This is a genomic window from Bhargavaea massiliensis, from assembly GCF_018390575.1.
Lineage (GTDB): Bacteria > Bacillota > Bacilli > Bacillales_A > Planococcaceae > Bhargavaea > Bhargavaea massiliensis.
In genome coordinates this window covers 43831-66129 of the sequence record NZ_JAHBCJ010000001.1, presented here as the reverse complement: position 1 = coordinate 66129, position 22299 = coordinate 43831, and the positions used below count along the sequence as shown (strand labels likewise).

The window sequence follows — 22299 nt, the reverse complement described above, 5'->3', positions numbered from 1 at the left end:
AAATTGCCTTAATATCCGACGGCAGGACTTATCCACGGTCGAATGAGAGCAGATGCATCCCCTATCCCCGGACTTATCCCAACATTCCACAGCCAAAATCCGATTTCGACGTCGAAACCGGGGATAACCCGGATATCCACAGCCGTTTTACAGGAGCGGAGAGAAGTTCTCCACAGGAGTTCGAATCAAAGATTGCCCTTGTTTTAATTTTCATGGCCGTCATTTCCAAGACTCGTGGGTAGTTAGTTCCAGCCAGGTTAACAGCTTTCCTATTTACCCAAGATCGAATACATACTTTTGTCCGATTAGAGAAACAGGGAATTTCTGAGAGAATTAATGACAATAGAGATTTCCGTTCCCGGGAGGTTGAATCAGTGAAGGTATTGGATGTACAGCAATTTCATGAGGGGCTACATCGGAATATAGAGAAGCTGAACCGCCTGGAAGAAGAGATACAGGGAATTAAACAGGCGGTGGAAGAACTTGTCTTGCTGGAAGATGCTTTAAAGGGAGAAGGCGGCAATGCCATTCGCTCGTTTTATCAGGAATGTCATTTGCCGCTGTTGAATTTCTTCATAAGTTTTAAAAGCCGTTTCGCTGATACTCTCCGGCGTATCGGAGAAGCACTGAATTCATTCGAGCCCGACCGGATGGGATACATCAGGCAGGAATTTCTCGAAGGAGATGTCCAGGCAGGGTTAGAGGAGATTCGAAGGATTACAGGAACCCTTACAGACGAGACGAACAGCATCATGGACAGTGTTGCAGATATTGTATCTCTTCCTCATCTCGATGACAGTGAAGTGCAGGAAGGTGTCAGATTCTCGGAGAGACAGAACGACTCTGCAATCGAGGGTCTAATGGAATTCGACCAGAGCCAGTCTGCGGCTTTATCTCTTGTTTCCATGGATTTGAAGAAGATGGAGCAGTGGATCATTGATGTCGAGAGTATGATGACCGAGGGATTGACAGGCGCCGATTTTCCAGCAGACTCCTGGAAAGCAATCACGGCCCGACATCCGCTGCGACTTTCCTTGACTGCGCACGACGCATCTGTTGATGGACTTACTAATATGTCAGGATCCAATCATCCAAACATGGTATTCGGAAAAAATTCCTATCAGCTAGCGGGCATAGCTGGCATTAATGCTTCGCCAGTTCTTGGAGCAACTGTTGGAGAATCGAATACATCCAATCTTTCACATACGGCTTCTGCTCAAGTGGAGAATTCAGAAGTAGGGAACAGTGTAGCGGATTTCTTCAAGGAAACAGGGAAAGATGCATTGGATGCAGGGAAATGGCTATTAAATGAATTCCTTCTGAATGATGTAAAAACGATTTTTGGCCAAGACGTCACTATAGGAGATAGGCTATTCGCAATGGGTTCATTCTTACCTGTTGGAAGGGTAGTAAAAGTTGCGAAGTTTGCAGATGGATTAGTAGACGCCAAGAAAGTGGGTAATGTTGCAGAAGATGGAAAAGGGCTTTCTTTGCCTAGAGGTTTGGAGTATAAAAACTATAGAGCTGTAGAGTATATTGGGAAAACAAAAGTTAATGGTGAAGTAAAGGATATTAGCAGGCGGATTTTTCAAAGGTTAGATATAGATTACAAAAAAGTTGACCCAGAGACTGGAAAGACAAATTATCAATTAATGAAAAGTGGAAGACCTCCAATTTGGAAAGATGGAACTAGAATAGAACTTCATCACTTAATTCAAAGGGAGCCTGGATCGATGGTAGAACTTCCCCAAAGTATGCATAAAGAATATGATAGAATATTGCATGGTTTAGTGGAAAATGGTGGGAGTTTTAGGAATGATCCTGTATTAAAAAAACAATATGAAAATTTTAGGACTAAATATTGGAGGTGGAGAGCTAAAGAAATAGATAAAAATGAAGAAGGAGGACATATTGAATGAATAAAGAGGAATTAATCGATTTTATTAAGAAAAATATGAACGATGACGACTTTACAGGTGGAGTAAATAATAAGCAGATTGAATATATTCAAGAGGCTTTGGAAATACCATTGCCCAAGAGTTATAAGTGGTTCTTAGCTAATTATGGATCTGGCGGTTTGTTCGGCGTTGCTATATTAGGAGTGGCTAAGTCAAATATAGCTACCGTTGTAAATGCAACAAAGAGTTATAGGGAAATAGGAATGAATAATGCTTTGGTTGTAATCGAGGACATCGGTGAATATGCTTATTGTTTGGATACAAGCAGAATGAAGCACGATGAGTGTCCGGTAATTGCATGGAATCGACAAGGAGGCCCGGATGATTATGATATAGCAGAGACCTTCTATGAGTTCATGTCAGAAAGATTATTGGATGCAAAAGAAGCTTGGGAAGAAGATTTTTGAGGTTGCTAAGCTTATGTTATTTTGAGTGTACCCAAGTTTCTTTTATAAAAGATACCTCCGGCTTGGGAGTAGACAGCGGGGAATGCATATCTAAGCAGTAATCAGTTTCGGTGATGAGGTTGTGGTCATAATGAAGAAACTCGAAGATCATCTTGCGGAAATTAAAACTGACATGGTCGCAGTTTGTTTGGAGTATGCGGATAATCAAGCAGAAGAAATATTTATTTATGGATCGTATGAGCCTAACATGTATGCTTTTGATGTCTTTTATAAAATTAACGGGCAGTTTGTTCACAGGGATCAATTAAATAATGCTGTTCAACAATCGGGTCTGCAAAAACACGAATATGATGTTTCCGATACTAGGCAGTTGGCCATACTGAAAATCGGCCGTGAGAATTTAAAAGCGATACGTAAAAAATGTGAAGAATATAATAGAGAAATGCCAACGGAAATTAAACTATATTATGACGTGAAAAAGAATCAACTTAAAGGACAATCTAAGTATGAATTAATGTATTCCCATAACGATGAATTATTGCCTAGCGATATTTTTGATGCATGGTTTGAAGAAGTGAAGAACCAAGAAACTGAGTGAAAAAGAAACCCGCAGGGACGTCTCTGCGGGTTTCTCGCCAGTTATTTGGGCACATTTATGCCTATGAAAAAAGGAAGTATATCTATCATGTTAAAGGTCAGAGATTATTGTCCACCAAAGTTCACCAAGGTTGAAGTGGATTTGTATATACCCATAACCATTGAACTCGGAACATGGAATGTTTCAGAAGAACCAACAACTTATTGGAGAACAGGGGACTTTAAAAAATCCTTAATTGAAATAGGAGTAGGGAAAGACTCAGGGGATATTCGATCGATTACATTAGCGGTATGTGAAAACGTGTATAAAGAAGACTATGAACACCTTTGTCTAAGTGATCCAGAGAGTATAGTGGGACTTCCTGTCATTCATTCCAATCAAGAAAATGATGAAATATACCATGACGAAAAAGGGACTTTGGAGGTTTTTCTGGGGGGAAGCACACTCTATATAAAGTTATCGGAAAATGAAGTTGTATCTTATATAAAGAGTGAACCTATCGAATTTGGGATTGATAATGAACACAGGATTTGTGGCATTTTAATAAAAGAGATTCATGAAAGAGAAAAAAGTATTTTAATTGAAGCCTTGGATCTCCAATTTGATTGACGTCAACCAGACCTCATTGTGATCGAAGAGCCAACTTCCATATGTAGAATCGATGCTGAAGTAAGGAGATTAATGTGAAAGCAAAACAAATCCAAAGAGATATTGAAGAAATACATTATTGGGATGCAAGGTTAATTCAAATGGACTGCTGTTTTTTTGGTGACGAGGTCGCAATTGTATTTGAAGATACGGATGACAACATTAAGATCCTTTTCACCGGTTGTTCCGCCTTTTCGTTTAAGACCCATGTAAACGACAGATTGGAACCCTTAAAAGAATTGGTGAAATCTCAAATTCCATACTTTATACAAGACATAAAGATTGAGGATATTCAAGTAGAAGATAAGTCTTTATTAAAATGCCAAATACAAATGCCTCCTTTAGATGTTGAGTTAGTCTGCACAAATATTCTTATTGAGAGAATCTCCACTGGCGAAGCTTTAGATGTGCCCATTGATTAACGGGAAATGAGCGGAACATCTCTCCGATAAGGAAAGTAAGGAGCTTATGATGACTATTCAAAAGTTCGGTAGTGCAACGCTGCAGGAAATCACTAAAATTGAAAAACAGTATAAAGTAAAACTGCCAAATGATTATGTGGAATTTTTGAAGGAATTCAATGGTGGCGTTATAGAAAAAAATGATGAGAACAAAATTTTTATAAAGGACACTTCTGCCTATATTCATGTTGACGTGTTGTATGGGATGCAGACTGATAGTAGAACATCTGATATTGAAACCTGGATGAACAAGTTTGATGATGAGTTACTGGAACATGCAATAATCATCGGTGACGACTTGATGCAGGGGTTCATTGTTCTGATTAGCGAGGGCGAATTTGAGGGCGTTTATTACTGGGATGACTCTTATCAATTTGATGAGTCTACGGATGAAGAGAACACCTATTGGATTGCAGATAGTTTCAGTTCGTTCGTAAAACAACTCATATAAAACGGGGAGATATTAGTGGGCAGGGCATTTGAAGATTACCTTTCTGAAGCACAGACTGATATGGTCGCAAGTTGTTTGGAGTATGTCGATGGGAAAGCAGATGACATCTATATTTACGGTTCTTATGAGCCTGACATGTACGCATTCAACGTTTTCTATAGAATTAATGGTGGTGAGGTAGTACGTAAACATCAATTAAACGAGGCAGTAGAATCAACTCAAAATCCAAAAGCGCAGGAGTATGATGTATCAAGGGAAAGAATGAGTGCATTAACAAGGATAGGAATGGATAACTTAGAATTAATTCATGAAAAGTGTCAGGAATTTAATAGAGAAATGCCGACAGAATTTAAATTGCATTATGATATAAAGCAAAACAAACTTGCAGGTAAATATCGATACGATTTAGCTTATTCAAATGATGACGAATTACTTCCTGCAGATATTTTTGACGCATGGTTTGAGGAAGTGAAAAACCAAGAAAACTGAGTGAAAAGAAACCTGCAGGCATGCCCTGCGGGTTTCTCGAAGTTATTCACGCTTGATTGGATCGGGAGGAGCCTATCGTGAGCAAAACATTTGAAGATTTCTTTTCACAACTACAAATGGATATGGTGGCTGTCTGTTTGGAATATGTAAATAATCAAGCGGACGATATCTATATATACGGGTCGTATGAACCTCAAATGTATTTTTTTGATGCTTTTTATAGGATGAATAAACAAGTTGTACATAAACATGAACTGAACAAGGTGAATGGCCAAAGATATGATGTTTCCGATGAGAGGCAGTGGGCATTACTTGATGCAGGTATAGAGGATTTAAAAGAAATTCACAAGAAACATAAGGAATTCAATCATGATATGCCAACAGAAATCAAGTTGCATTACGATGTGACCCAAAACAAACTTAGCGGAAAATATCGCTATGATCTGGTGTATTCAAATAGTGAAGAGTTGCTTCCGGACCATATCTTTGATGCGTGGTTTGAAGAAGTGAAACACCAAGAAAACTAAGTGAAAATAAAACCGCAGGGACTCCTTCCTGCGGGTATATTGCCTATTGCTCAGGCCGCCTTGGACTCATTACCAATGTACTTGAAGCTTATTTCCATCTGGGTCGTAAAAGTGGAAGAAGGCATGGCTGTGATCTTCTTTAATATCCTCGACCTTAACTTGATGATCAATCAAGTGTTGATGAAAATTGGATAATTCCGGGCTTGTAAAGCCGATGCTGAATTCTTGTTCATGGTCAAGCGTGAAATGTGCATATGTTTCATCTTCGGTAGGAACTAAGATCAGCAGGAAAGGTCCTTCGTTTACTTTTATAATTGCACGCTCATCCGTAGTGTTTAGCAGCTGGAGCCCTAATACATCCCTATACCATCGTGCGGACAGCTCTAAATCTTTTACGGGAATTCTAATGTAATGTACTTGTTCAATAAATGATTGACCCATAGCCTTCGCTCCTTTTTTCAAGCGGCATATTAAATTAGTTCCATTTCTATATACCTTGTTCCTTTAAAGGAACGATAAATTTACTATGACGGGCTTTAAGGATGGTGAATGATGAAAAGCTTTATATCTAAACTCGCAACACTTTTATGTACAGCGATATTTGGTGCCGTTTATTTTGCTGTCATTTTATTTCCTCCAATAGAGAATTTCATTACGGTTATTTATTACACTTGCATGATGTACCCGGTCATATTGTTATACATGTCACCGGGCATACTGGTTTCATACCTGGTTGATTTCATTAAAAAACGTACAGGCAAGACACATCTTCTTTATTCTGTAGGAATGTACCTGGTGATAAGTTTTATCCTTTTCTATGTGCCTTTTATATTGATTCAAAAGGGAACTTCCGTTCATGCGATGTTTTACTTTTTGGTGATCCCTGTTCTTTATGGTGTTTTGGAGCTCCCCATTAGAAAGAAGTTTTCAGTTGTTTAACCCGCAGGGAAGTTTCTCTGCGGTGGACATGCGAAATCAATTTTTCTCATTGGTTGAAGCCTTTTTGTTTCTTATATATCTATATATATTAATAGCCACATTGATAGGGAGAGTTATTGCAAGTGCTAGTACAAATGATGCAGTTTGAGGGAGAAACATTGATGGGCCAAATAAAAAGTTCAAGATTGCAACCACTCCCAATGCACCTAAAGCAACTAAAGTATATATCCAATTATATGTCCAATCCGTCTTTTTGTTAGGTTCCATGTTAACAATGCCCCCCTTTATCTAGAAGATTAACTTTTGAATCCGCTCTGACTAAAGCAATCATAATTCCAATTTTATCTATTTCATTTTATTATACTGAAGAAAATTGAAATTTATACCCGCAGGGACACCTCCCTGCGGGTTTGATAGGATAAGGAGAAGAATGATGCCTGGCGGAAGGCGGGAGGAGGCAAGCAGATGGAGAAGTTTCCGGTGGCAATGAAGTTCTGCCATCCTTGGCGGTCTTATCAGGAAGAGGTGTTGTCGGAACTTGATCAGCACCTGGACAACGGGCATCTCCATCTGGTCGCGCCGCCGGGTTCGGGGAAGACGGTGCTGGGGCTGGAGGTGATGCGTCGGATCGGCAGGCGGACGCTGATTGTCGCACCAACGATTGCGCTCCGTGAGCAGTGGGCGGACCGGCTCACCGAACTGTTCCTGGAGGGAGTGCGGCCGGACTGGCTGTCGTCTGATCTTTCGTCGCCGGCATTTGTGACGGTGACCACGTATCAGTCGCTTCATGCGCTGTTCAAGTCCGGAGGGGAAGGACCGCTGCTCTCCAAAGGTTTCGGGACGATCGTGTTGGATGAGGCGCATCACCTGCGGACTTCCTGGTGGAAGACGATGATGGACATCAAGGAGGGGCTGGGAAACCCGGCGGTTGTCGCACTGACCGCGACGCCTCCTTATGACGAGTCGCCTGCCGGCTGGCAGCGGTACGTTTCACTGTGCGGAACGATCGATCTCGAAATCCCGGTCGCCTCGCTCGTAAAGGCGGGCGACCTCTGTCCGCACCAAGATTATATCCGGTTCACGGTTCCATCGGCCGAAGAGCTCTCGGAGATTTTGGCGTTCCGGGAACGGACGGATGAATTCCTGGATGAGCTGCGGGAAGACGGGGAATTCATCCGCTATCTCGAGCAGCACCGGTGGATCGCGCAGACTGATGCCCATGTCGAGGAAATCCTCGGGATGCCCGGGGTATTTTCGGCGATGCTGATGATATTGAAGGAAAGCGGTTCGGAGGCATACCGGGAGGCGCTGCCGCTAATCGGCATGCCGGAGGAGACGATGCCGGCGCTTGACCGGAGCTGGATGGAAGAGCTGCTGACGGGGCTGTTGTTCAGGCTGGGGGACGAAGAAAAGGAAACGGTCAAACGTCTGCGTAAGGGGTTGTCCCGGATCGGGGCGATTCACCGGCGCTCCGTTTACCTGACGTCCACGCCGGCGATCAGCCGCGCGCTTGTCCAGAGCCAATCGAAGCTCAAGGCGGTTGCGGAAACCGTCCGTCTTGAAAAAGCGGTCTTGGGTGACCGGCTGCGCATGGTCATCCTGACCGATTACATACGGGCGGATGACATGCCGTCAGCGCCCGGCGATGAAAAGCCACTGACCCGGATCGGCGCGGTTCCGGTGTTCGAGATGCTGCGGCGGAAGTTGGGCGACCAAGTGAAGCCTGCCATTCTCACGGGATCGATTGCGGTTGTGCCGGCGTCTGCAGCGTCAAGGCTGGAAGGAGCGGTTCCGCTTCCGCATGATCCGTCGTTCGTGCGGATCCCGGTGAACGATGCGAACCGACAGGGAATGGTCGCGGCTTTGACCGCGCTGCTTGAAAAAGGCGAAATCGATGTGCTCACCGGGACGGCGGCTCTCCTCGGCGAGGGCTGGGACGCGCCATGCGTGAATTCGCTCATCATGGCGTCCTATGTCGGTTCGTACATGCTGTCCAATCAGATGCGCGGCCGGGCGATCCGCCGCAATCCGGCAGACCGGGACAAGACGGCGTCAATCTGGCATCTCGTCACCGTCGACCGCGACGCGAAGGACGGCGGTGATGACTGGCAGTCGCTCGTCCGACGGTTCCGCTCTCTAGCCGGATCGGGATCGGAGCGGAATGTGATCGAGACGGGAATCGGCCGGCTGGCTGTAGGGGAGCCACCGTTTTCAATGGAAGAGATCGACCGGCTCAATACGGAAATGGAGTGCCGGGTCCGTTCGCGGGAATCGCTCCGGGAACGGTGGATGCGTGCGGTTGATTCCGGCAGCCGGATGGTGGAGGAGGTGGTCCTGCCGCGGCGCTCCGTTCCGAGGCCTTTTTATCTCGACAATACATTGAAGGGGCTTTTGTATGTGGCGGGATTTACCGCCGCCGGTGCGGCATGGGACGCGGGCGGCTGGATCCGCCAGCTGACCGACACGCCGTTCGGTGAATCCACTCTTTGGGGCGGGCTTGCCGGACTTGCGGTCGCCGCGCCGTCATTCTGGCGTGCTGGCCGGCTGTACCTGCGGCATCCGTCCGTCGAGTCGAGTCTGAAGGAGATCGCGGAAGCGCTGTATGCCGCGATGCACCGGAGCGGGATGTTGGCCGAGCCGATAGAAGAGGATGCCATCCGGGTCACTGATGACGGGCAGGGCTATTACACATGCTGGCTCACGGTGGGCACGACCCATGAAAAGACCCGGTTCATGAACGCACTCGCCGAACTGCTCGGCCCCATTGGGAATCCGCGCTATCTGATCGTCAGGCGCTCCCGCCGTTTCGGAAAGCGGACCGATATCCATGTCGTTCCCGAAGAACTTGGACGGAAAAAGGAGACAGCGAAGTTGTTCTTGGAAGAATGGAAAAAGCGCGTCGGCCGGTGCGAGCTGATCTACACGCGGACACCGGAAGGCAGGAAACAACTGCTTGAAGCCAGAATGCGCGCGCTGTCTGCAGAATTCGTCCCGGAACCCGAACGCATCAGCGGCTGGCGCTAAAGTTATCCACGGATGGACGGAAGCCTGCATAACCTGAATCACCGGCTTATCCCCCTCCTCCACAGAAAAATCCGACTTTTGCACCCGAATCCGGGGATAACCCGGTTATCCACAGGCTTTTTCGTGTATTCGGGGTCCGCCCTTCCACAAAAATCCCTGCAGCTAGCGGACGCTCCCGTGGAGATATCGGCCACTTTCATCGGGATATCGAGCAGTTGCGCGCCGATATCGGCCACATTCCGCGGGATATCACTCACTCGCCCCAGATGAGGGCCGGAGAATCCAGAAGAAGATCAACGGCACCATCGCCCATTACACTTATGACGGAGGGGTCAAGTTGTCCATGCATAAGATAAATGAGGATCTATCATTAAAGTTAATAGAATTAAGTGATAGCGAAAGCGTATTTGAATTAACAGATAGGTCAAGAGATCACTTGAGAAAATGGCTGCCTTGGTTGGATTCTACTACAAAGATCGGTGACACCACAGAATTTATAAAAGGATGTTTAAAGGGGTTTGAAGAAAACAAGAGCTTGACTTCGGTCATTTTGTTTAAAGGAGAAATTGTTGGAGTTGCAGGCTACAACAACATTAATTGGTCAAATAAAACTGCATATATCGGGTATTGGCTTGGAGAAGGATTTCAGGGAAATGGAATCATGACCGAGGTGGCTAAGGCGTTGACCGATTATGCTTTTGACGAATTGGGTCTCAACAAGGTTGAAATCAGGGCTGCTGTCGGCAATAGGAAAAGCAGGACGATCCCTGAACGATTAAACTTTGTAAATGAAGGATGTATTCGACAAGCGGAGTGGCTATATGACCATTATGTAGATCATGTTGTATATGGGATATTGGCTGAAGAGTGGAAGGGGAATTAGGTTTCATCGAATCGGTGCAATTGAAAAGAAACAGGAGATACAAAAGATACGTTTTTGTATCTTTTTTGTTTTGTATGACTCTCACTGAAAGGGCCAGAGCTAAAGTTATCCACGGATGGCCGGGAGCCTGAATAATTAGAATCCCCGGCTTATCCCCGTCCTCCACAGAAAAATCCGACTTCTACACCGGAATCCGGGGATAACCCGGTTATCCACAGGCTGTTTCCCGGAAGCGGGGTCCGGTCTTCCACAAAAGTCCCTGCAGCTCCCGTAGAGATATCGGCCACTTTCAGTGGAATATCGAGCAGTTGCGCGCCGATATCGGCCACTTTCCTCAGGATATCACTCACTCCACCTCACACCAACAGCAGTGCATCCAGATCCACGATTTCAATCTCTTTCTGCCCATTCTGCCGAATCCATCCTGCATCCTCGAACTCCGCAAACTTGCGGCTGATCGTTTCTGGCGTCGTGCCGAGATGGGATGCCAGGTCCTTGCGTGTCATCGGCAGACGGACGACCGAAGAATTCGCCGCGTCCGCACGCTTTGCCAGGTACATCGCGATCCGTGTGTCGGCGGGTTCCGTCGCAAAGCTCGCGGCCTGTTTTTCCGACTGGCCGAGGCGCCTGGCGAATTCATCCATGATGCGGAGCGAGATGGTCGGGTATTTCAGGAGAAACGCTTGCAGGTCCCCGCGCCCGAGCGTGCAAAGCTCCGTGTTTTCAAGCGCCTCCGCGTAGGAATCATGGACCGTCTCGTTAAAGACGGCAAGCTCCCCGGTAAAGTCTCCCGGGCCAAGGATGCGGACGAGCTGCTCCTTGCCGTTTTCCGACAAGCGGTAAATCTTCACCCGGCCTTTATGGACGATGTAGAGCCGGTCGGAAGTTTCCCCCGCCGAGTAAATGGTCTCCCTGCGCTTCACTTGTCTTGGGACGACTGTCCGGACAATCTCCCGGAGTTCCCGGTCTTCCAGATGATTAAAAATCGGCACGATCGAGATGCACATCTCGTGGCCGTGACTTGCATCGGCGTGCGCACAGGAGGCACACTGTATCGGATTCTGTTCCATTGGGACCCGCTCCTTTCCTCTGCCTCGTATTTTTCCATACCCGATTTCTATCCCAACAGTGGTTTCGTCATTCGTCTCCGCCGTCTCGTCATTCCCGCCGCTGGTTTCGTCATTCATCACCATAGTTTCACCATTCGCACGCACAATCCCGCCACTCACAAACGCCCCGCCGTCATTCAGGCGGGGCATTAAAACTTCGGTCACTCCGCCACAGCCGACTGCGGCCCAAACGGCTCAACGCCCTCCGGCTTCCGCTTTCTCTTACCGCCATTATACCGGACAAGCCGGATGGCGTTCAGGATGACGATCAGGACGCTGAGTTCGTGGATCAGCATGCCGGATGCGAGGAAGATCTTGCCGAGCAGGACGCCTGCGAGCAGCAGGAAGACGGTGCCGACGGCGAACCAGGTGTTCTGCTTCATGTTGCGGACGGTGGCTTTGGCGAGCGAGCGGGCGTGTGCGAATTGGTCGAGACGGTCGGCCATGAGCACGACGTCCGCGGTTTCCATGGAGACATCCGTGCCGCCGGCGCCCATCGCGATGCCGATGTCAGCCGTTGCAATGGCCGGTGCGTCGTTGACCCCGTCGCCGGCCATCGCGACCCGGCGCCCGTTGTCTTTCTGCTTTTTCACGAATGCCACTTTGTCTTCCGGGAGAAGTTCGGCGTGCACTTCATCCAGGCCGAGCTGTCTGCCGACGAGCGCCGCGGCGTGGCGGTTGTCTCCTGTGAGCATGATGATCTGCTTGACGCCGCTTGCGCGGAGCCGGCGGATGGCGTCTTTGGCTTCCGGGCGGATACGGTCGGCGATGGAGATCAGGCCGCGGAGCTGTCCGTCGACCGCAGCGAAGATGGCGGTGTTGCCGGCTTTCTCACGCGCAGTGGCCGCAGCTTCCACTTCCGGTGTAACTCCGATGCCGTTTTCGGCCATCAGTTTCCTCGTTCCGGCAATGACTCGCTGTCCGCCGACCGTCGCCGCGAGCCCGTGCCCCTTGATGATTTCAACTTCTTCCGGCTGTTCCAATCCGATCATGCCACGGTTCCCGGCTTCTTCCACGATCGTGCGTCCCAGGTGGTGTTCCGAAGCGGTTTCCGCAGCAGCAATCAACCGCAGCAGTTCGTCCGCATCCCTGCCGAATGCATCGACCGCCGTTACTTCAGGCCGTCCTTTCGTCAGCGTGCCGGTTTTGTCGAACACGACCGTATCGATCTTCGCGAGGGCTTCGACCGACTCGCCGCCCTTGAACAGGACGCCGTTTTTGGCGCCGTTGCCGATGCCTGCGACGATCGAGACCGGAGCGGAGATGACAAGGGCACCTGGGCAGGCGATCACGAGGAATGTGAGCGTCAGTTCAATGTTGCGCGTGAACAGGTAAACGATGACCGACAAAACGACGATTCCCGGTGTGTAGATGTTCGCGAACTTCTCCAGAAACTGCTGGGTCTTTGTTTTTGAATCCTGGGCTTCTTCTACGAGCTCGATAATCCGCGCGAATGTCGTGTCATCACCGGTCTTTTCCGCGATGACTTCCAGATAGCCGCTGTCGACGATCGTGCCGCTAAAGACGGTGTCACCGTCCGTCTTCGCCGCGGGTACCGATTCTCCTGTGATCGCCGCTTCGTTCAGGTGCGCCCGCCCGCCGGCGACCCGTCCGTCGACCGGGACTTTGCCGCCTGTGCGGATGAGGACCCGGTCGCCCGCTTCCACTTCATCAGCAGGAATGACCATTTCACGGCCATCCCGCACGACGGTCGCTTCCTGCGGCGCCAAGTCGATCAGATCTTTCAGCGATTTGCGTGTTTTCTCAAGTGTCCGGGCTTCCAGATAAGCCCCGAACAGGAAGAGGAACGTGACGGCTGCCGACTCGACGTATTCGCCGATGAACAGCGCCCCGACGACGGCGATCGTGACGAGCAGCTCGATGCTGAAGGCCTTCATGCGAATAGCCTGCAGCGCTTTCAGGGCGATCGGGACGCCGGCGATGACGGTCGAGACAATCAGTGTATACGACTTGAGTTCCTGTAAGCCGGTCAGGTGAAAGAGGATGGCCAGGACCAGGAGGCCGCCGGTGACGGCCGTGATCCATGCCTTTTGTTTGCCTGTCATATTCGTTCACACCTTTCTTTTTAAGGGCAATCTACGACACTTTCTTCGACAGGATCGGATAGCCAAGTTTTGTGACTGTGCGTTCGATTTCCTCTGCGTTGACTTTTGCATCATCGAATCTTGCCTTTACCTTGCCGGAGTTGAACAGCACCTTTGCCTGTTCCACACCATCCATCTTGACGAGTGCGCCTTCGATTTTTTTGATGCAGCTTGGGCAAGTGAGGGCTTCCATTTGCAGGATGACTTGTTTCATTTCGATTCCTCCCTGTTTGTTGTTGTCTTCATTATCGGATGGATGGGTGGTTCAGTCCTTGACGCCCGTCAAGAGTGTGGGTTTATTTTTCCCGGTAAGCGTTTTAGGTGTGAGGAAGGGGAATACGGAAAGTAATGGACTGGAAGGAGGGGTGCGGATGGATACCGAACAGCAGCGGTTCTTGGAGATGAAGCGGCGAGTCTATAAAATCGTTCTTCCGGTGCTGGCGGCCTCGCTCGGCTTGAGCCTGTTCCTTTCGGAAAACGAGGGGCTGCTCCTGACGATCAATCTCATGCTGTTGGTCGGCATGCTGTTCGCCTGGCTGGTTCTGTCGACGAAACTTCCGCTTCGGGTCATTGAATGGTTCATGCTTCCCCTTGCCGGCATCTATCTGCTCACGATGGTGATTCAGGGAGTCTACACGCAGATGCTGGAGTACGGGGATTCGTCGCTCGGTGACTTTATCATCTGGATGCCGCTGATTTCCTTGCTGATGTTCCTTCTCTTTGACCGGATTCCCGCGCTGATTGCGAACCTGGTCCTATTCGGTGTTTTGCTGATTCCGTCAATTCCGGCATTCCCGCGTCTTCAATCGGAGCAGGTCGAGTCACTAATCCTGTTTTATGCGGGGATGGCGGTCTATACGAGCCTAGCTTATTTTCTTCACCAGCTATACAGAAGGCGCGCCGAACAAAACGCCATGCTGCGGTTTGCCTACATCGACGCGCTTACGGGGATTGCAAACCGGCACCGGATCGACAACTGGCTGAGGAAAAAGGTCGAGCTTGGAGAACAGACCGGGAAACTCTTTTCGGTCCTGTTTTTCGACCTCGATCATTTCAAAGACATCAATGACATCTATGGGCACAAAACGGGCGATGATGTTCTCCGGCAATTGGCAGTAGTGGTGCAAAAGGAACTGGACCACGGCGACCTGTTCGGCCGGTGGGGCGGAGAGGAGTTCATTATCCTGACCGACACGGGCGAGCCGGAATCCTTCCGGCTTGCGGAGCGGTTGCGGAGAGTGGTGGAAGATCACGACTTTGGAATCGCGGGCCGGGTGACCGCCAGTTTTGGCCTGTCCGTCAACCGCCCGGGCGACACTGCGGAATCGGTCGTTCTCCGGGCGGACGAGCGTATGTACCAATCCAAGCAGGCTGGCCGTAACCGGGTGACCGGTCGGACGATGGTGAGCGGAGAGGACTGAACGATAGGGCGGAGACTGACGTGGAAGGAGGGGGGAGGATGGGCAGTGAGCAAAAGCGGTTTGATGAACAGAAGCGGCGGGTCTACCTGTTTGTCCTGCCGATTATCGCTGCGTCTCTCGGGCTGAACCTCCTTATCACGGAGGAGGTCCGTCTTGTGCAGGTGATCAACATCATCCTGCTTCTCGGAATCATCGTCTGCTGGGGGCTTTTCTGGACCAGGCTGCCGCTGACCGTACCGGAGCTTACCATCCTTGCGCTTTCCCTTCTTTATCTGCTTACCGCCATTTTGAGCTCGTTGTTTGTTGATATGCTGGCTCAGGGCAAGCCCCGTGTCGGGGATTTCATTCTTTATATGCCGCTTGTCGTGGTCTTGGGCTTTCTCATCCTGGAGCGGAAGCAGGCGGTGGTTGCCAGCTTTACCCTCCTTCTCTTGATGATCGCTCCGGCCATCCCGGTATGGGGAAGCCTCACAAACAGCCAGATTGAATCGCTGATCACGCTGTATGTCAGCCTGTTCGTCTATACGTTCCTGGCGTATTTTCTGCACATTCTCTACAGAAGAAGGGCGGAGCAGCGCGCGATTGCCCGATTCGCCTACATTGACGCCCTTACCGGGGCGGCGAACCGCCACAGGATCGATGAATGGCTGGCGGAAAAGGTGGAACAGGCGGACCGGGAAGGCACCGAGTTCTCGGTCATCCTGTTTGACATGGACCATTTTAAACAAGTGAATGACCGATACGGGCACAAAACAGGGGATGACGTGCTGCGGCAGATGGCCGACATCGTCCGGATGCAGTTGGGTCCGGGGGAACTGTTCGGCCGGTGGGGCGGCGAGGAATTCATCATTATTACGGATGAGGAGCTGCCAGGCGCGGTGGCACTCGCGGGGCGTCTTTGCGAAGCGATCGGTTCACACCATTTCGGGAAGGCCGGCAAGGTGACCGCCAGCTTCGGCGTCGCGGGCGAGCTGCCGGGAGACACGCCGGAGCGGCTGCTGAACCGGGCGGATGAGCGGATGTACCATTCCAAGCGGACGGGCCGGAATCGGGTGACCGGAGAGACGGCAGTAGAGTGAAAAGACGTAAAATGTCTTTGTAAGCATTTATTAATGTTCGTCTTTCGGTTATAATTGTGTCAGATCAGCCGAAAGAGGTGGACTGTGTGAAGCGGATTTACGAAGGCAAGACAAAGGATGTCTACGAGCTGGAGGACGGGACAATCCAGCTGAAGTTCAAGGATGACGTGACCGGTGAGGACGGTGTATTCGACCCCGGCGCCAACACGGTCGGCCTGACAATAGAGGGTGCCGGGCGCGCCGGCCTCCGCATGACAGAATACTTTTTCGGAAAGCTTGCAGAGGCCGGTGTTCCGACCCACTTTATCGCAGCGGATCTGGACAACCAGACCATGAACGTCCGCAAGGCGGATGTGTTCGGCAAGGGGCTGGAAGTCATCTGCCGCTATCGCGCAGTCGGAAGCTTCCTGCGCCGCTACGGAGCCTATGCGGAAGAGGGACAGGCGCTTGATGCGTTCGTCGAGGTGACGATCAAGGATGATGAGCGCCAGGATCCGCCGATCAGCAAGGATGCCCTCGTCGAGCTGGGCATCCTGGATGCCAGGGAATATGACACGCTCAAACAGCTGACCAAACAGATTTCCGGCATCGTGAAGGTTGAGCTCGCCGACCGGGGACTGGAACTGTATGACATCAAGCTTGAATTCGGCCGCGACGCAGAAACCGGCGATATCCTCCTGATCGACGAGATCTCCGGAGGCAACATGCGTGTCTACAAAGACGGCGAATACATCGAACCGCTCCAGCTCGAACAACTGCTGTTCGGGTGAGAAACAACAAAGAAGCACCTGTCCCGGAAAATGGGCAGGTGCTTTAATATTGGAAGGGTTACATCGTCGGGCTCCGTCAATGGTGCGGATCCGTCCCGAACTTCTCCTCCAGCCGGCGGAGGCAGTCCCCGAATTCCGGATAGGGACGGAAAACGGCAAGGACGCCCCGGATTGCGGTGACATCGGCACTTGGTCCTGCATCGGCCTGTGTCCCCAGAAAGTCAAGGCTCGATGACAGGTACTGGGCGGTCGCGCGGGGAAGCGCCAGGCCGGACAGGATGGTGCGCATCCCATCAATGATGCCTGCCGCATCCGTCTCCTCCTCGCCTTCCGGGAAAAAGGAGAACAGTGTCCGCATCGTTTCGTCGTCAAGAAGCGGCCGGTAGGTTCCGGCAAGAAATTCCTCTGCCGCCTGGCCGGTCATCCGGACGATGAGTTCGGCCAGCGCCTCCGGATAAAGGGCCTGGGGATTCGAGATGAACTGCTGCATATAGTTGTTTTTGATGCCTTCCGTGATGACGGAGATGTCGTGGATAAATGGGCGGATCGCCTGGCCGTACATCGCGGTAAGCTGTTCCCGGTACCATTCGGCCTGTGACACCCGGAGTTCTTCGATAAAGCGGATCAGTTCCGGATTCAGGCTGTAGGCCTGGTCACGGACAACCATCGCAATAAAGTCGGTGTGGCGCTGGATCTGGGAGATCTGGACCTCGGTCTGGCGCAGGAAGTTCTCCTTGGCGGACAGCGCGGGGTCGACGGCATTCTCCATTTCCTCCTGGATCAGTGAGGTGTAATACCTGAAGATCTCCACTTGGAGAGCATCCTTTGATTTGAAGTGTAGATAGAAGGCGCCTTTTGAGATTCCGGCATGGGCGGCGATCTCCTGGATCGAGGTGCCGTGGAACCCTTTTTCCGTGAAAAGGGCGATTGCCGCCTCGATGATGCGCTTCTTGGTTTCGTTCATGGGCTTGGTCCTCCTTTGACCGGACGGTCAGTGACTCCAGTATAGCAGAATAAAAATGGATAAAGTGTGACAACTGACTCATATCATTGTATCCGGCGGGTGTTTCCTTTATCCTAATAGAGGTAAACTGACCGGTCAGTCACAGGAACGGAGGAAAGCAGGATTGAAAAAGATCATCAACTTTTCCATCAACAATAAGTTCGCCATCTGGCTTCTGACGATCATGGCCATTGCGGCGGGGATCTATTCCGCCGCCACCATGAAGCAGGAGTCGATGCCGGACATCACGGTACCGGTCGTATCGGTCATGACCGTCTATCCGGGGGCATCCCCGGATGAGGTTGCAGATTTGGTCACCGTCCCGGTAGAGCAGAGTTTAAGGAACGTCGAGGGCGTGAAGTCGATTCTCTCGTCCTCGATGGAAAACATCTCGTCCATCCAGCTCGAATTTGACTTCGAGAAGGATATGGACCGGGCGGTCACGGAAGTGGAGGGCGTCCTGAAAAACGTCTCACTTCCGGATGACGCACAGGATCCGGCCATCTCCCGGATCAGCATCAATGCCTTCCCGGTCGTCGCCCTCAGCATCACCGGCAACGGCCAGGACCTCGATGAACTGACGGAAATCGCCGTCAAGGACATTGTCCCGGCGATGGAAGAAGTTGAAGGGGTCGGGAACGTACAGGCAAGCGGCCAGAAGTCAAAAGAAGTCCGGATCGACTTTGACGCTGCCAAACTTGCCTCGGCCGGCCTTGACCGGGAAACGGTCACGGGCATCATCCAAGGCTCCAATATCGCCTTCCCGCTCGGGCTGAACCGGCTTGACGGCTCCATGAAGAACGTCGTCATCGACGGATCGATCGCTTCGCTCGAGGCGCTGGAAAATCTGCAGATTCCGGCGGTCCCTTCCCAGGGGGCAGGCCAGCCGGGCGCTGATGCGGCCATGGGCGGACAGGGAGCTGTTGCGGGCCAGAACGCGCCGGGAGCGGGTTCGGCCCAAGGCGGACAGGATGCCGGTGAAAGCCGGGCAACGCCGGATGCCGGTGTCGGGGCCATGTCGCCGGCTGCCATGGCCGGCCTGCCGACGGTCGCCCTGTCTGATGTGGCGGCCATCGAGGTCATCAATGAATCCGCATCCATCTCCCGCACGAACGGGAAAGACTCGATCGGCATCCAAATCGTCAAGAGCCCGGACGCCAACACGGTCGATGTCGTCAACGGAGTAAAAGATGAAGCGAAAAAGCTGGAGAAAGACTATGGCGTCGACATTGCCATTACGTTTGACCAGGGGGAGCCGATTGAGCAGTCAGTCGAAACGATGCTGTCGAAAGCGCTGTTCGGCGCACTTTTCGCAATCATCATCATCCTGCTGTTCCTGAGAAGCATCAAGACCACATTCATCGCGGTCATTTCAATTCCGCTGTCGCTTCTCCTCGCGCTGCTTGTCCTGAACTCGATGGACATCACGCTCAACATCATGACGCTCGGAGCGCTCACCGTCGCAATCGGGCGGGTCATCGACGACTCGATTGTCGTCGTCGAGAACATCTATCGGAGGATGCACCTGCCGGATGAGCCGCTTAAGGGGAAAAAATTGATCCTGGAAGCGACAAAGGAAATGTTTGTCCCGATCGCGTCCTCGACGATCGTCACTATCGCAGTGTTCCTGCCGCTCGCGCTCGTCTCCGGCCAGGTCGGGGAACTGTTCCTGCCGTTCGCGCTCGCAGTCGTGTTTGCGCTGCTCGCCTCGCTTCTCGTTGCGATCACGGTCGTGCCGATGCTGTCCCATTCGCTTTTCAAGAAGCAGCTTTACGGCAGCAATACCGGTGCTGCACGCAAGATCGAGAAGCCGGGCCGCCTTGCACAGTGGTATAAGGGTGTCCTGGAATGGGCACTCAATCATAAATGGATCACATCCGGCATTTCGGTCCTGCTTTTGGTGGGGAGCTTCCTGCTCGTGCCGCTGATCGGCGTCACGTTCCTGCCTGAAGAAGAACAGAAAGTGGTCATGGCGACCTACAACCCGGAAGCTGGACAGCCAAAGGAAGAAACGCTTGAAATCGTCTCCCGCGCCGAAGAGCTCCTGGAAGAGCGTAAGGGCGTCACATCCTACCAGTTCTCTATCGAGGAGGCCGGCGGAATGGGCATGATGATGGGCGGAAGCGCGAACTCCGCGCTGTTCTTCATCGAATACGACTCCGACTTCGAAAACTTCTCGGAAGAGCCGAAAAAGCTCATTGAGACGCTGAATGAAGAATCCGGGAAAGGGGAATGGGGCTCGATGGACTTTACGTCCATGAGCGGCGGCTTTGAACTGTTCGTCTACGCGGACAACGAGGACGACCTGAAAGCCGCATCCGACCGGGTGGAGGACATCTTGAACAACACGGCCGGCCTGGAAGCGGTCGAAAGCGACTTGACGGAAGCGTACGATCAGTACACCTTCGTCACCGACCAGCAGCGCCTCGCCGAACTCGGCCTGACGACAGCGCAGATCGGTATGGCACTGAATGAAGGCGCACAGGGAGCGGCCCTCACCTCGGTGAAGCACGAAGGAGACACGCTTGACGTCTTTGTCGCCGTTGAAGAAAAGGAATTTGAAACGTTTGATGCGCTTGAAACGACCGAAATCCCGACCGCTCTCGGCGGCACGGTCGAGCTTGGGGAAATTGCTGAAGTCGAAGAAGGCGAAGCACCGACGACGGTGACCCGCCGGAACGGCAAGCTGTACACGACCGTCTCCGCGGAAGTGACCGGCAAGGACTCCACAGCCATCTCCCGTGAAGTCCAGGAAGAAGTGGATAAGATGGATCTTCCGGCAGGGGCCACAGTCGAATTCGGCGGCGTCACCGAGCAGATCAACGAATCGTTCACGCAGCTCGGCCTCGCCATGCTCGCGGCGATTGCGATCGTCTACTTCGTCCTTGTTGTGACATTCGGCGGCGCGCTCGCACCTTTCGCCATCTTGTTCTCTTTGCCATTTGCACTGATCGGAAGCTTTGTGGCGCTCTGGATCGCGGACGAACCGATCTCGGTATCCGTCATGATCGGCGCGCTCATGCTGATCGGGATTGTTGTCACAAACGCAATCGTCCTCATCGACCGCGTCATCCACAAGGAAAACGAAGGCGAAACGACGCGCCAGGCACTGCTTGAAGCCGGCGCCACCCGCCTCCGCCCGATCTTGATGACCGCGCTCGCTACCGTCTTCGCCTTGATCCCGCTCGCCATCGGAGCAGAAGGCGGCGGCATGATCTCTAAAGGGCTTGGCATTACTGTCATCGGCGGCCTCGTCAGCTCCACCCTGCTGACGCTGCTGATCGTGCCGATTGTCTACGAAGTGCTCGCCAAATTCCGCAAAAAACCGATGGTCGAACCTGAATAAGTAGTGTGAGAGCACCTGTCCCTTTCAGGGGGCGGGTGCTTTTTTGATTTTGGGGCGTGGAGTTGCCACGTGGGCTAGGAAGTTGCCACATGGGTTGCGGAGTTGCCACATGGGCTAGGAAGTTGCCACATGGGTTGCGGAGTTGCCACATGGGTTGCGGAGTTGCCACATGGGCTGGGAAGTTGCCCCATGGGTTGCGGAGTTGCCACATGGGCTGGGAAGTTGCCCCATGGGTTGCGGAGTTGCCACATGGGTTGCGGAGTTGCCACATGGGTTGGGAAGTTGCCCCATGGGCTGGGAAGTTGCCACATAGGTGCGGATTTACCACATAAGGCGCCGCCATACTCCAAACTTGCGTCCCATACTCCGAATGGCGACGCCATACTCCAACTTCCACCCCATGCCCCGGAATTCCACTGCCGCCGTCGCCGCAGTGCCCGGCCCGATGAATACCTTTTCCGCGCCTTGACCATCCTCCAAAGGAAGGAGGATGATTGGAATGAAGAAATGGATATACGGAGCGGCTGCAGCAGCCGTGGTCCTTTCCGGATGCGGGATGCAGATGGGGAAGGAAGAGAAGATTCCGGTGATGAGCGAGGGGGTGAGCAGCGCCATTGAATCGGACCTGATCAATGCTGAAGGGAAGACGGTCGGAACGATCCTCCTCACGGGTGACAAGCAGGGGACCGGCATCCGCATCACCGCGGAGGGACTCGAACCCGGAACCAAGGCGATTCATGTGCACGAAAAAGGCGACTGCACGCCGCCTGACTTCGAGTCTGCGGGCTCCCACTTTAATCCGGAAAATAAGCAGCATGGGTTTGAAAACCCGAAAGGTTTCCATGCCGGAGATCTGCCGAACATCGAAGTGGACGAAGAAGGCAAGGTCGATCTCGAAACGGTTTCACAGTATATTTCCCTGAAGGAAGGCCACCCGGGTTACTTGCTGGATGAGGATGGCAGTGCGGTCGTTGTCCATGAAGGACCGGATGACTACAAGACTGATCCTGCCGGCAAATCCGGTGCCCGCATCGCGTGTGCGGCATTCAATAAGAAGTGAGGAAGACCCGCTGTCCACACA

21 protein-coding genes are annotated in these 22299 nt (G+C 51.6%); 15 read left to right on the top strand and 6 right to left on the bottom strand.

Features of this window, described 5'->3' with window-relative positions; genetic code table 11:
* Positions 1–374: 374 nt before the first annotated feature.
* The 8 genes from KHA84_RS00315 to KHA84_RS00280 all read left to right on the top strand — a co-directional run bounded on the left by KHA84_RS00315 (position 375) and on the right by KHA84_RS00280 (position 5539).
* Positions 375–1919, top strand: coding sequence for a T7SS effector LXG polymorphic toxin (locus tag KHA84_RS00315; protein ID WP_213421204.1), 1545 nt, complete (start codon positions 375–377; stop codon positions 1917–1919).
* Positions 1916–2365 carry an SMI1/KNR4 family protein gene (locus tag KHA84_RS00310; RefSeq protein ID WP_213421202.1) on the top strand — a complete coding sequence of 150 codons (450 nt, stop codon included), beginning with the start codon at positions 1916–1918 and terminating at the stop codon, positions 2363–2365. The genes KHA84_RS00315 and KHA84_RS00310 overlap by 4 nt, the downstream gene beginning before the upstream one ends.
* 130 nt (positions 2366–2495) lie before the next feature.
* On the top strand, positions 2496–2963 hold the full coding sequence (locus KHA84_RS00305; protein ID WP_213421200.1) for a DUF600 domain-containing protein: 468 nt from the start codon (positions 2496–2498) through the stop codon (positions 2961–2963).
* Positions 2964–3050: 87 nt separating this feature from the next.
* Positions 3051–3572, top strand: a complete 522-nt coding sequence (locus tag KHA84_RS00300) for a hypothetical protein (RefSeq protein ID WP_213421198.1) — start codon at positions 3051–3053, stop codon at positions 3570–3572.
* 74 nt (positions 3573–3646) lie between these two features.
* Positions 3647–4033 carry a hypothetical protein gene (locus tag KHA84_RS00295; RefSeq protein ID WP_213421196.1) on the top strand — a complete coding sequence of 129 codons (387 nt, stop codon included), beginning with the start codon at positions 3647–3649 and terminating at the stop codon, positions 4031–4033.
* A 49-nt stretch (positions 4034–4082) separates the two neighbouring features.
* The gene (locus KHA84_RS00290; RefSeq protein ID WP_213421194.1) at positions 4083–4523 is read left to right on the top strand and encodes an SMI1/KNR4 family protein; all 441 of its coding nucleotides are present in this window, start codon (positions 4083–4085) and stop codon (positions 4521–4523) included.
* A gap of 60 nt (positions 4524–4583) precedes the next feature.
* Positions 4584–5012 carry a DUF600 domain-containing protein gene (locus KHA84_RS00285; RefSeq protein WP_213421993.1) on the top strand — a complete coding sequence of 143 codons (429 nt, stop codon included), beginning with the start codon at positions 4584–4586 and terminating at the stop codon, positions 5010–5012.
* A 77-nt stretch (positions 5013–5089) separates the two neighbouring features.
* Positions 5090–5539: a DUF600 domain-containing protein gene (locus tag KHA84_RS00280; protein ID WP_336511058.1), complete on the top strand. Its 450-nt coding sequence runs from the start codon at positions 5090–5092 to the stop codon at positions 5537–5539.
* 69 nt (positions 5540–5608) lie between these two features.
* Here the strand turns inward: KHA84_RS00280 and KHA84_RS00275 are convergent, their stop codons facing one another.
* Complete coding sequence (locus KHA84_RS00275) at positions 5609–5980, bottom strand: VOC family protein (protein WP_213421192.1); 372 nt, start codon at positions 5978–5980, stop codon at positions 5609–5611.
* Between the two features lie 534 nt (positions 5981–6514).
* Positions 6515–6745: a hypothetical protein gene (locus KHA84_RS00270; RefSeq protein WP_213421190.1), complete on the bottom strand. Its 231-nt coding sequence runs from the start codon at positions 6743–6745 to the stop codon at positions 6515–6517.
* A 198-nt stretch (positions 6746–6943) separates the two neighbouring features.
* On the opposite strand from KHA84_RS00270, the gene KHA84_RS00265 reads away from it, so the two are divergent.
* Both KHA84_RS00265 and KHA84_RS00260 read left to right on the top strand, forming a co-directional pair.
* Complete coding sequence (locus KHA84_RS00265; protein ID WP_213421188.1) at positions 6944–9502, top strand: DEAD/DEAH box helicase family protein; 2559 nt, start codon at positions 6944–6946, stop codon at positions 9500–9502.
* A gap of 337 nt (positions 9503–9839) precedes the next feature.
* Positions 9840–10385 carry a GNAT family N-acetyltransferase gene (locus KHA84_RS00260; RefSeq protein ID WP_213421186.1) on the top strand — a complete coding sequence of 182 codons (546 nt, stop codon included), beginning with the start codon at positions 9840–9842 and terminating at the stop codon, positions 10383–10385.
* Positions 10386–10741: 356 nt separating this feature from the next.
* On the opposite strand, the gene KHA84_RS00255 is transcribed toward KHA84_RS00260, so the two are convergent.
* Genes KHA84_RS00255 through KHA84_RS00245 form a run of 3 tightly spaced genes read right to left on the bottom strand, consistent with a single transcriptional unit; the run spans position 10742 to position 13813 of the window.
* Positions 10742–11659: a Crp/Fnr family transcriptional regulator gene (locus tag KHA84_RS00255; RefSeq protein ID WP_336511057.1), complete on the bottom strand. Its 918-nt coding sequence runs from the start codon at positions 11657–11659 to the stop codon at positions 10742–10744.
* Positions 11656–13560, bottom strand: a complete 1905-nt coding sequence (locus KHA84_RS00250; RefSeq protein ID WP_213421184.1) for a heavy metal translocating P-type ATPase — start codon at positions 13558–13560, stop codon at positions 11656–11658. Before KHA84_RS00250 ends, KHA84_RS00255 begins: the two co-directional genes overlap by 4 nt.
* Before the next feature lie 31 nt (positions 13561–13591).
* Positions 13592–13813, bottom strand: coding sequence for a heavy-metal-associated domain-containing protein (locus tag KHA84_RS00245; RefSeq protein WP_213421183.1), 222 nt, complete (start codon positions 13811–13813; stop codon positions 13592–13594).
* Positions 13814–13970: 157 nt separating this feature from the next.
* On the opposite strand from KHA84_RS00245, the gene KHA84_RS00240 reads away from it, so the two are divergent.
* From KHA84_RS00240 to KHA84_RS00230, 3 genes are all read left to right on the top strand, one after another.
* Entirely contained in the window at positions 13971–15020 is a 1050-nt protein-coding gene (locus KHA84_RS00240; protein WP_213421182.1) for a GGDEF domain-containing protein, read from the top strand.
* 38 nt (positions 15021–15058) lie between these two features.
* The gene (locus KHA84_RS00235) at positions 15059–16099 is read left to right on the top strand and encodes a GGDEF domain-containing protein (protein WP_213421181.1); all 1041 of its coding nucleotides are present in this window, start codon (positions 15059–15061) and stop codon (positions 16097–16099) included.
* An 86-nt stretch (positions 16100–16185) separates the two neighbouring features.
* Complete coding sequence (locus KHA84_RS00230) at positions 16186–16869, top strand: phosphoribosylaminoimidazolesuccinocarboxamide synthase (RefSeq protein WP_213421180.1); 684 nt, start codon at positions 16186–16188, stop codon at positions 16867–16869.
* A 76-nt stretch (positions 16870–16945) separates the two neighbouring features.
* On the opposite strand, the gene KHA84_RS00225 is transcribed toward KHA84_RS00230, so the two are convergent.
* Positions 16946–17833 carry a TetR/AcrR family transcriptional regulator gene (locus tag KHA84_RS00225; protein ID WP_213421179.1) on the bottom strand — a complete coding sequence of 296 codons (888 nt, stop codon included), beginning with the start codon at positions 17831–17833 and terminating at the stop codon, positions 16946–16948.
* Positions 17834–17996: 163 nt separating this feature from the next.
* Between KHA84_RS00225 and KHA84_RS00220 the strand changes: the two genes are divergently transcribed.
* Positions 17997–21218 (top strand): efflux RND transporter permease subunit, encoded by a 3222-nt coding sequence (locus KHA84_RS00220; protein ID WP_213421178.1) that lies wholly within the window; start codon positions 17997–17999, stop codon positions 21216–21218.
* A gap of 499 nt (positions 21219–21717) precedes the next feature.
* Complete coding sequence (locus tag KHA84_RS00215) at positions 21718–22278, top strand: superoxide dismutase family protein (RefSeq protein ID WP_213421177.1); 561 nt, start codon at positions 21718–21720, stop codon at positions 22276–22278.
* The last annotated feature ends 21 nt before the right edge of the window (positions 22279–22299 follow it).